The following is a 9902-nucleotide window of genomic DNA, read 5'->3' on the forward strand; positions in this document are numbered from 1 at the left end:
CGTCAGTATGGCAGCGGTGCTGCCGACGCAGGGTCTGCGTCCTGTGGTGCACCGAAGCGGCCCTGCCGATACACCGATCGGCCCCCGCTCCGCCTCCAGGATTCGAACCCGGACCTAACGGCACCAAAGGCCGTCGTGCTGCCATTACACCAAGGCGGAACGCACCCGGGGGTGCTCCTCCATCCTCCCACGACCGACGAGGCTGGCTGTCCGCCCCGGGTTCGGCCAAGATGGAGGGATGCCGCATGAGGACGAGGTCGATCGCATCGTCGCGGCGTGGGGTCGTGAACGTGCCGATCTCGACTTCGGCCCGCTCGAGGTCCTGTCCCGCGTGGACCGGCTCGCCCGGCACCTGGACCGCGCCAGGCGGACGGCGTTCGACGCGAGCGACATGGAACCGTGGGAGTTCGACGTCCTGTCGGCCCTGCGGCGCGCGGGTGAGCCGTACGAGCTGAGCCCGAAGACCCTGCTGCAGCAGACCCTGGTGTCGAGCGGCACGATGACGAACCGGGTGGACCGTCTGGCGGCACGCGGCTTCGTGGGGCGGCGGACCGACCCGAAGGACGGCCGGGGCATCCTCGTGTCGCTGACGAGCAAGGGCCGGGTGGCGGTGGACGCTGCGATCGCGGACTTGCTGGCCGCCGAGCGGGACATCCTGTCGGGTGTCTCCGCCGACGAGCAGGGGCAGTTGGCCGGGCTGCTCCGCCGGCTCATCCTCGGCCTCGGGGACTGACCGAAAGCGTGACACGGGCCGATCGGCCCCGGCGTAGCGTGCGGCGCATGCACGCCATCACCCTCGCCGTCGCCGACGTCGCACGATCGGCCGAGTTCTACCGCGCGCTGCTCGGCATCGAGGGCAGCGGCGTCATCGGCACCGAGTACCAGTCGACCGAGACCGAAGCCGGCGGCACCACGGCGATGTTCACCCTCGACGACGGTCTGATCGTCAGTGTCTACGGCCGCGACGACATGGCGAAGGACTCCGGGGTGCAGCTGGCCACGGCACCGAGCAGCACGATCGGGCACTTCACGGGCAGTCAGGCCGAGGCCGAGGCGTTCCTCGAGCGGGCGCAGGCAGCGGGCGCAACGATGCTTGAACCGCCGTACACGCGCCCGTGGGGCATGTGGTCGGGCTTCTTCCAGGACCCGGACGGGCACCTGTGGGAGGTCGTGGCGAACCCCGGCGGCGGGGCGCCCGAGGACGCAACACCGACGGACAGCGGCCAGGACGCGGTCGACCCCGCGTCCGTCGAGTAGTCCGGCTCAGACCCCGAGCAACTCCGCGACCTCGAGCCAGCGCTCCTCGAGCTGCTCGATCTCGGCCTCGTGCTCCGCGAGCTTCGCCTGCAGCTCCCCCAGCCCGGAGTAGTCGGACTGGTCGTGCGTCGCGAACTGGTCGAGCAGCTTCTTGCGGTCCGCGCCGACCTTCGCGATCTTCCGGTCGAGCGCCGACATCTCCTTCTCGGCGGTCCGCCGGTCCGCTCCCGACAGCGCGGACGCACCAGCGGCCGTGGACCCGGCCACGGCACCGGCCGAGCCGGTCCCGCCGACGGTGTCGGGCCTCCCGGCAGACGCGGCGGCAGCCGCAGAGGCGGTCCCGCCACCGGTGCCGGCCTCGCGCAGACGCATGTACTCGTCGACGCCGCCGGGCAGGTGCCGCAGGTGCCCGCCGAGCACGGCGTACTGCTGGTCGGTGACGCGCTCGAGCAGGTACCGGTCGTGGCTGACGACCAGCAGGGTGCCCGGCCAGGTGTCGAGCAGGTCCTCCATGGCGGCGAGCATGTCGGTGTCGAGGTCGTTGGTGGGCTCGTCGAGGATGAGCACGTTCGGCTCGTCGAGCAGGATGAGCATGAGCTGCAGGCGCCGTTTCTGCCCGCCGCTGAGGTCGCGCACGGGGGTGGAGAGCTGCTCCGAGGTGAAGCCGAGCCGCTCGAGCAGCTGCGACGGCGTCATCTCCTTGCCGTCGGCGACGTAGCTCGTCTTCTTGCGCGCCACGACCTCGCGCACGCGGTCGTCGGCGAACTGCTGCAGGTCGGCGAGCTGCTGGTCGAGCACCGCGACCTGCACGGTCTTGCCGGTCTTCACCCGCCCGCTGGTCGGCTGCAGCCGACCGGAGACCAGGTTGAGCAGGGTCGACTTGCCGGCGCCGTTCGGGCCGAGGATGCCGGTCCGCTCCCCCGGTGCGATGCGCCACTCGATGCGGTCGAGGATCTGCGTGCCGTCGAACGAGACGCTCACGTCGAGCAGGTCGACGACGTCCTTGCCGAGGCGCGCGGTCGCGGTCCGGGACAGCGCGACGGTGTCGCGGATCGGCGGGACGTCGTCGATCAGCGCGTTCGCCGCGTCGATGCGGAACTTCGGCTTGCTCGTGCGGGCCGGGGCGCCGCGGCGGAGCCACGCGAGCTCCTTCCGGGCCAGGTTCTGGCGGCGCTGCTCGATCGTGGCAGCCTGCCGGTCGCGTTCGACGCGCTGCAGGATGTACGCGGCGTAGCCACCTTCGAAGGGGTCGACGACGCCGTCGTGGACCTCCCACGTGTCGGTCGACACGGCGTCGAGGAACCACCGGTCGTGCGTCACGACGACCATGCCGCCCTGGTTCGACGACCAGCGGCGGTTGATGTGCCCGGCGAGCCACTCGATGCCCTCGACGTCCAGGTGGTTGGTCGGCTCGTCCAGGAACAGGACGTCCCAGTCGCCGACCAGGAGCCGCGCGAGTGCCACACGACGACGCTGCCCACCGGACAGGTCGTCGACGCTGACGTCCCACGGGATGTCCGAGACCAGACCGCCGATGATGTCGCGGATCTTCGGGTCACCGGCCCACTCGTGCTCCTCGAGGTCGCCGACGACGGTGCTGCCGACGGTCGCGCCCTCGGGCAGGATGTCGCGCTGGTCCAGGTACCCGATGGTCAGCCCGCGGCGGTGCGTGACGCGGCCGCCGTCCGGCTCGAGTCGCTGGGACAGCAGTGCGAGCAGCGTCGACTTGCCGTCACCGTTCCGGCCGACGACGCCGATCCGGTCACCCTCGTCGATGCCGAGGGTGACGCTGTCGAAGACGACCTTGGTGGGGAACTCGAGATGCAGGTTCTCGGCGCCGAGGAGATGTGCCACCCGTCAAGGGTAGGTGGCGCGGCGGGGTGGTGGGTGCGGAGGCGGGTGGTTCGGGTGTTCGGCCGGCTCTGGTCGCACGGTGCGCCCTTGTTCGAGTGGTGCGAGGTTGCCCGCTCGGCGCGAGCCTGTAGCGGCACACGGAGCGCGCAACCTCGCACCGGCCGACAGAAGGCGCACGGTGCGTCGGCCTGGAGGCCCGGGTCAGCTCGCGGGGGTCGGCTCGGCTCCGGCGCGGGGCTCGGTCTCCTGCAGGAACGCCCGGCACTGCTTCCGGAAGCGCAGCGTCAGGGCCAGGACCGTGACGAAGAACACCGCTGCGACGATCTGGAGCAGGGAGAACGGCGCCCACTCATGGTCGAAGACGTTCGCGGCCCAGAGCAGCACGAATCCCGGTGCGATCACCACGGTGAACGCCGACTGCTGCAGACGGTTGCTCGCGATCGATCGGAGCTCCTCGACGTGATCGGCCGGGAACGCCGCACGACCTCGGATCATCCTGTCGATCCACTGCCGCTCGCGTCGCGGCACACCGCTGGTCGGGGTCGACCACGCCCGCGGTGCACCCTGCCGGAGGTACCGCACGAACCCGATGACCCAGGCGACCAGCGCCCCGGCCATCAGGACCGATCCGACGGTCGACGGCCAGCCGGATCGCATCTCCCCCGTCAGATCGTCGATCTGTGCACCGGCGACGCCACCGAAGACGAAACCGAGCACCATGCAGAGGCCGGCGCCGAGGACGACGACCACGGCCCAGCGCTGCCGGTTCATCCGCACCTTCGGGCGCGGTCGTCCAGCGATGTTGTCGGCGACGAGGGACCAGGTTTCCTCGGAGACCCTGACGTCGGTCGCGTCCTGCGCAGCCGGAACGGACACGGTCAGCTCGCGGGAGCGGTGTCGCCCTCGCCCGCGGCTTCCTTCGCGCGCTTCAGGCGGGCCTGCGCCTCCCAGTACTCGATCTCGCGCTCGAGCTCGGCGAGCTCCTGCTCGGTGCCGGTCACGCGCTTCGCGCCGTGGGCACTGCGGGCATCACCGAGGGTGGCGTACCGGTCCTCGTGGCGGGTGGGCTCGATGTAGCGACCGTGGTTCCGTTCGCCCGGAGCCCAGTCGTGGCCGATGGCGAACCAGACGATGCTGCCGACGACGGGGACCAGGATCACGAGGATCACCCACGCGATCTTCGGCAGGCCGCGGATCTGGTCATCCGTCTTCGTCAGGATGTCGATCAGGGCGAAGACCAGCAGGATGACGGTGATCCCGGGCAGCAAGACGCTCATGTTCGCGATTCTATGGATCCGCTTGGAGTCTCACCATTCCCCGAACGAGCGTCGTGGTTGCGAAGGTGCACAGGGTAGGTGTCGAGGTACCGGCGGGCGAGCACGGCGGACCGTGCCGTCCATGCGAACTGCCCCGCCGTGGCGATGCCGCCCGCGACGGCGAAGGGCCAGAACATACCACCGGCGAACGTGATCGCAGACCACACGATCGCGAACCCGGCCAGACTGGCCAGTTCGCCGCCGCCGCCCAGTTCGACCGCCCTCGCCTGCACGACGATCCGGCGGTCCTCCGGCGCGGCCCGTCGCCCGGTCGCCGCCTCCGTCACCGCGCGCTGTTCGCGTTGCTGCAGCGGCGCGAGCACCGGCGCACGACGAGCTTCCGCGCCGTTCCGTCTCCGGCGGATCAGGACCCGAACGGTGTCGCCGAGACCGATGACGAAGCCCAGTGCGGTGACGACGCCGGCAACTGCGAAGCGAGCGTCCGATCCGGTGGGCACGGCGATCGCCGCGATGCACAGCGCCACCAGCGCCAGCCCGATGGCCACGACGAACCCGAGGATGGGCGGGCTGGGTGTCCGGGTCTGCGCGAGGAGCAGGTGTGCACGTTCGTCAGCTTCGGCCCAGCGTCGTCCCGCCGCCCCCTCGGTGTCGGACTGGGCGGCGGCGGTCACAGCGCCGCCACCCACTCGTCCGTCCCGTCGGTGAACCGCTGGTGCTTCCAGATCGGCACGCGCTCCTTCACCAGGTCGACCAGGGCGCCGCATGCGGCGAACGCCTGCGCCCGGTGCGACGACGACACCGCTGCGGCGAGCGCGACGTCCCCGATGCCGAGCGCCCCGACGCGGTGCAGCACGGCGATCCGGACGTCGGGGTGGTCCTCGGCGATGGTCCGGGCGACCTCGGTGATGACCTCGCCGGCACTGGGGTGCCGCTCGTAGTCGAGCGCCGTGACGCCCTTGCCACCGTCGTGGTCACGGACGATGCCGGCGAAGGTCACCAGAGCGCCGTCCTGCTCGGTGGCCACCACGGCAGAGACCTCGTCAACGCTGATGTCGCGGTCGACGACGTCGGCGAGCACGACGCGCTCGAGGGCCGGGGTGGTGCTCACGAGGCGCTCCGCGGGGCGTGGCCCTCGCCGTGCACCTGTGCGACGACGTGGTCGAGCACACCGTCGAGCACGGCGAGCCCGTCGGACACCCCACCGCGCGACCCGGGCAGGGTGACGAGCAGACAGCCGGCGTTCGTGACCCCGGCGACGCCGCGGGTGAGCAGCGCGGTCGGGCCGGCACCCGCGAGCCCGCGCCGACGGATCTCCTCGGTGATACCGGGCAGTTCGAGGTCGATCAGGCCCGCCACCGCCTCGGGGGTCCGGTCGGTCGGGGTGACCCCGGTGCCGCCGGTGGTGATGACGACCCGGGCGTCGGCCAGGAGTTCCGCGGTGACGGTCTCGGTGATCGCGCCGCCGTCGGGGACGATGATCGGGTCGCTCGTGGTGAACCCGTGGTCGCGCAGCCAGTCGGCGATGACGGGTCCGGTGCGGTCGAGTGCGGGGTCGGCGGCGGCCTGCGTGGACACCACGACGACGGCGGCCCGGCCCCTGGTCGGCTCGGCGGTCATCGGTTGCTCCAGTCCCCGGAGCGTCCGCCGTGCTTCTCGAGCACGCGGACGTCCGTGATCACGGCCGCTCGGTCGACGGCCTTCACCATGTCGTACACCGTCAGGGCGGCGACGCTCGCCCCGGTCAGGGCTTCCATCTCGACGCCGGTGCGCGAGGTCGTGCGGACCGACACCTCGATCAGCACGCGGTCGTCGGTGCCGGTGATGTCGACCTGCACGCCGGCGATCGGCAGCGGGTGGCACAGCGGGATCAGGTCGGAGGTCTTCTTCACCGCCATGATCGCGGCGATCCGGGCGGTGCCGACGACCTCGCCCTTGGGCAGCGAGCCGTCGATGATGCGTGCGACGACGTCGGGGCGGGTGACGACGGTGGCAGTGGCCGTGGCCGAACGGTCGGTGACGTCCTTCGCGGAGACGTCGACCATGTGCGCGCTGCCGTCGGCGCGCACGTGCGACAGCTCGTCGGTCGGCGACGTTCCGGGCCGCACCTGGTCAGAGGCGGACGGGTCGGTCATCGGAGGCTCCAGACGGTCAGGGGGTCGCCGGGTTCGACGGTGTCGATGCCCACCGGGACGTGCACCAGGTGGGTGGCGGCGGCGTAGTGGACGAGCAGGTGCGAACTCGGCCCACCGACGAAGTGCACGGCCCCGTCCTGCACCCGGCCGCGACGGACCTGGTGCTTGCCGACGGGTGAGCCGGCAGCCGACGCTGCCGGCAGGACCTGTGTGGGCCGGTCCGGCGCGAGCCCGACCGCGGCGGCGAGCAGCGGTCGCAGGAACACCTCGAACGAGACCAGCGCCGACACCGGGTTGCCCGGGAACGACACGACGGGCACGGAGCGACCGCCACCGGCGTCTCCACCGAACACGACGCTGCCGAACGCCTGCGGTCCGCCGGGCTGCATCGCGACCGGCGTCACCGCGAGCCCGCGGGGTTCGAGTGCCTGTCGCACGACCTCGTACGCCCCGGCGCTGATGCCCCCGGTGGTCACCACGAGGTCGGCCCAGTCCCCCACGGCCGCATCGAGCGCCTGATCGAAGGCAGCGACGTCGTCGGGCACCCGGACGATCCGCGAGTCCGCACCGACCTGCGCAAGAGCTGCCCGCAGCGCGATGCCGTTCGCGTCACCGATGGTCGCCGCGTCCGTGTCGGCGCCCTGGAGCTCAGAGCCGGTCGACACGACGAGGACCCGCAGCGGTCGGCGCACCGACACTGTCGTCACCCCCGCAGAGGCGAGCGCGCCGAGCAACGCCGGTGTGACGGGCGTGCCGGCCGCCGCGAGCTCGGCGCCGGCGGGCAGGTCACTGCCGGTGACCCGCACGAACGTGCCGGCGGTCAGGTCAGCGGGCACCGTCACCCGGGGCAGCTCGAGCGCCGCCGGGAACGCGCCGGGCTCGGTCGCCTCGACCGGGAACACCGCGTCGGCGCCCTTCGGGATCCGTGCCCCGGTCATGATCGGCGCCGCCGTACCGGGCTCGAGCGGTTCGGGCACCACGCCGGCCGGGATCGGTTCGACGACCCGCACCTGCTGCCCGGCGTCGGCGACCCGCACTGCGAAGCCGTCCATCTGGCTGTTGTCGAAGGGCGGCAGCGGCACCGGGGACGCGACGCCCGCCGCGAGCACACGGTGTCCGAGCCCGGCTCCGAACCCCGGGCCGGCGAGTTCGTCGATGGGCAGTTCTTCCGCTCCGAGGCCCGCCACCACCGGCGCGAGCAACGCCGCCAGGTCGTCGCGGTGCTGACCGATCGTTCGCACAGAGGCCTCCGAACAGGGGGTTGGTGGCGCCGCTCCCGGTTCGCCCGGTGGCGCCGTCAGTAGCGTATCCAGCGCGCAGCCCGCGCCGACGACCAACCGGAGGACCTGTGGAGAACGACGAAGCCGTGACGATCGGTGTCATCGGAGGCTCCGGCCTCTACCAGCTGTTCGAGGAGGGCACCGCCGACGAGCTCGACGTCCCGACCCCGTTCGGCCCGACCTCGAGCCCGATCAGCATCGGCACGATGGCCGGACGACGGGTCGCGTTCCTGACCCGCCACGGCCGTGAGCACTCCGTCGCCCCGCACCGCATCAACCACCGTGCGAACGTCTGGGCCCTCCGCTCGCTCGGTGTCCGTGCGATCGTGTCGTCGAGCGCCGTCGGCGGCCTGCACCCCGACTACGCCCCGGGCACCTTCGTCGTGACCGACCAGCTCATCGACCGCACCTGGGGCCGCGCCGACACGTTCTTCGAGGACGACGTGCAGCACCTGTCCTTCGCCGACCCGTTCGACCCGACGCTCCGCCGCGCGGCGATCGACGCCGTCGCCGGTCTCGACGTGCCGTTCCGTCCCACCGGCACCTGCGTCGTCATCCAGGGCCCCCGGTTCTCCACCCGAGCCGAGTCCGTCTGGCTCCGACAGGCCGGCGGCCACACCATCAACATGACGATGACGCCCGAGGTCCCGCTCGCCGCCGAGCTCGGCATCGCCACGGTCAACCTGTCGTTCGTGACCGACGCCGACGCCGGCCTCGCCCCGACCGAGGACGAGACCGCAGCCGCAGCCGCAGCCGCAGCCAGCGGCCCTGACGTCGACGACGCCGGAGCCGTCGTCACCCACGCCCTCGTCATGGAGCGCCTCACCCGCGCCAACGAGGTCATCGTCCGCGCCATCGGCCAGATCGTCGCCGCGATCCCCGCCGACTTCACCCCGCGCGAGCTCGTCCCGACCAGCGCGAGCGCCAGCATCATGCAGGCCCAGCCCACCACCGCCACCGCATGAGCCGCCTCCTCGTCACCGGCGGCGCCGGCTTCATCGGCTCCGCGATCGTCCGCCGCGCCCTGGCCGACGGCCACGAGGTCCGCGTCCTCGACTCCCTGCGCGACGACGTGCACGGCGACCCCGCCGAGGTCGTCCGGGCCCACGAGCAGCAGGGCATCGCGTTCGTCCACGGTGACGTCCGCGACCGGATCTCCCTCGATGCCGCCCTCGACGGCATCGACGTCGTGTGCCACCAGGCGGCGAAGGTCGGCCTCGGTGTGGACTTCCAGGACGCCCCCGACTACGTCTCGTCGAACGACGCCGGCACCGCCCACGTCCTCGCCGGCATGGACCGGCACGACATCGGCCGGCTCGTCGTCGCCAGCTCGATGGTCGTCTACGGCGAGGGCGCGTACACCACCGCCTCCGGCGAGCCCACCCGTCCCCCGGCCCGCCGCCGCGAGGACCTCGACGCCGGCCGCTTCGACCCGATCGGCCCCGACGGCCGAGCCCTGCTGCCCGGCCTGATCGACGAGTCCGCAGCGCTCGACCCCCGCAACGTGTACGCGCAGACGAAGGTCGCGCAGGAGCACCTGGCCTCGAGCTGGGCCCGCGCCACGGGAGGCCGCGCGATCGCGCTCCGCTACCACAACGTCTACGGACCGGGCATGCCGGCGAACACCCCCTACGCCGGTGTCGCGTCCCTGTTCCGCTCGGCACTGGCCCGCGGCGAGGCGCCCCGCGTCTTCGAGGACGGCGCCCAGCGACGCGACTTCGTGCACGTCGACGACGTCGCCGGCGCGAACGCTGCCTCCATCGCGGCGACCGCCGACCTGCCGTCGGACTCGTTCCGCGCGTACAACGTCGGCTCCGGCACCGTGCACACCATCGGCGACATGGCCGCCGCGATCGCCGGGCCCGACGGCCCGCAGCCGGTCGTCACGGGCGAGTACCGCCTGGGCGACGTCCGCCACGTCACGGCGAGTTCGGCACGCATCGAAGCCGAACTCGGCTGGCACGCCGAGGTCGACTTCGAGGCGGGCATGCGCGACTTCGCGACGGCTCCGCTCCGCAGCGCCGTCCGCTAGCCGGAACGCGTGCGCGAGCGGCTCATCGCCGGCCGCGCCTGAGAGCGCGACCAGCCACCGGACGGGAGGC

General features: G+C 72.2%; 12 protein-coding genes and 1 tRNA gene. 4 read left to right on the plus strand and 9 right to left on the minus strand.

Going from position 1 to position 9902, the window contains the following annotated elements; translation table 11 throughout:
- Positions 1-87: 87 nt before the first annotated feature.
- Positions 88-159: transfer RNA gene (locus DEJ17_RS16285), tRNA-Gln, on the minus strand.
- Between the two features lie 79 nt (positions 160-238).
- On the opposite strand from DEJ17_RS16285, the gene DEJ17_RS16290 reads away from it, so the two are divergent.
- Positions 239-733 carry a MarR family winged helix-turn-helix transcriptional regulator gene (locus DEJ17_RS16290; protein ID WP_071406000.1) on the plus strand — a complete coding sequence of 165 codons (495 nt, stop codon included), beginning with the start codon at positions 239-241 and terminating at the stop codon, positions 731-733.
- 47 nt (positions 734-780) lie between these two features.
- Complete coding sequence (locus DEJ17_RS16295; protein ID WP_110895313.1) at positions 781-1257, plus strand: VOC family protein; 477 nt, start codon at positions 781-783, stop codon at positions 1255-1257.
- Positions 1258-1263: 6 nt separating this feature from the next.
- On the opposite strand, the gene DEJ17_RS16300 is transcribed toward DEJ17_RS16295, so the two are convergent.
- The 8 genes from DEJ17_RS16300 to glp all read right to left on the minus strand — a co-directional run bounded on the left by DEJ17_RS16300 (position 1264) and on the right by glp (position 7761).
- Positions 1264-3111: an ABC-F family ATP-binding cassette domain-containing protein gene (locus DEJ17_RS16300; protein WP_110895315.1), complete on the minus strand. Its 1848-nt coding sequence runs from the start codon at positions 3109-3111 to the stop codon at positions 1264-1266.
- 201 nt (positions 3112-3312) lie between these two features.
- Positions 3313-3987: a hypothetical protein gene (locus DEJ17_RS16305; RefSeq protein ID WP_110895317.1), complete on the minus strand. Its 675-nt coding sequence runs from the start codon at positions 3985-3987 to the stop codon at positions 3313-3315.
- A 2-nt stretch (positions 3988-3989) separates the two neighbouring features.
- The gene (locus DEJ17_RS16310; protein WP_042537802.1) at positions 3990-4388 is read right to left on the minus strand and encodes a PLDc N-terminal domain-containing protein; all 399 of its coding nucleotides are present in this window, start codon (positions 4386-4388) and stop codon (positions 3990-3992) included.
- Positions 4385-4933 (minus strand): hypothetical protein, encoded by a 549-nt coding sequence (locus tag DEJ17_RS16315; RefSeq protein ID WP_146239750.1) that lies wholly within the window; start codon positions 4931-4933, stop codon positions 4385-4387. Before DEJ17_RS16315 ends, DEJ17_RS16310 begins: the two co-directional genes overlap by 4 nt.
- A 122-nt stretch (positions 4934-5055) precedes the next feature.
- Positions 5056-5496: a molybdenum cofactor biosynthesis protein MoaE gene (locus DEJ17_RS16320; protein WP_181421261.1), complete on the minus strand. Its 441-nt coding sequence runs from the start codon at positions 5494-5496 to the stop codon at positions 5056-5058.
- On the minus strand, positions 5493-6005 hold the full coding sequence (locus tag DEJ17_RS16325) for a molybdenum cofactor biosynthesis protein B (RefSeq protein ID WP_071406005.1): 513 nt from the start codon (positions 6003-6005) through the stop codon (positions 5493-5495). Before DEJ17_RS16325 ends, DEJ17_RS16320 begins: the two co-directional genes overlap by 4 nt.
- A complete protein-coding gene (gene moaC, locus DEJ17_RS16330) occupies positions 6002-6520 on the minus strand; it encodes a cyclic pyranopterin monophosphate synthase MoaC (protein WP_110895321.1) in 519 nt (172 codons plus the stop codon). The genes DEJ17_RS16325 and moaC overlap by 4 nt, the downstream gene beginning before the upstream one ends.
- On the minus strand, positions 6517-7761 hold the full coding sequence (gene glp / locus DEJ17_RS16335; protein ID WP_110895323.1) for a gephyrin-like molybdotransferase Glp: 1245 nt from the start codon (positions 7759-7761) through the stop codon (positions 6517-6519). Before glp ends, moaC begins: the two co-directional genes overlap by 4 nt.
- A gap of 107 nt (positions 7762-7868) precedes the next feature.
- Here glp and DEJ17_RS16340 point away from each other — a divergent pair, with 107 nt between their 5' ends.
- Entirely contained in the window at positions 7869-8765 is an 897-nt protein-coding gene (locus tag DEJ17_RS16340) for an MTAP family purine nucleoside phosphorylase (protein ID WP_110895325.1), read from the plus strand.
- Entirely contained in the window at positions 8762-9832 is a 1071-nt protein-coding gene (locus DEJ17_RS16345) for an NAD(P)-dependent oxidoreductase (RefSeq protein ID WP_110895328.1), read from the plus strand. The genes DEJ17_RS16340 and DEJ17_RS16345 overlap by 4 nt, the downstream gene beginning before the upstream one ends.
- Positions 9833-9902: the final 70 nt, after the last annotated feature.

It is taken from the genome of Curtobacterium sp. MCSS17_011, from assembly GCF_003224275.1.
Classification (GTDB): Bacteria; Actinomycetota; Actinomycetes; order Actinomycetales; family Microbacteriaceae; genus Curtobacterium.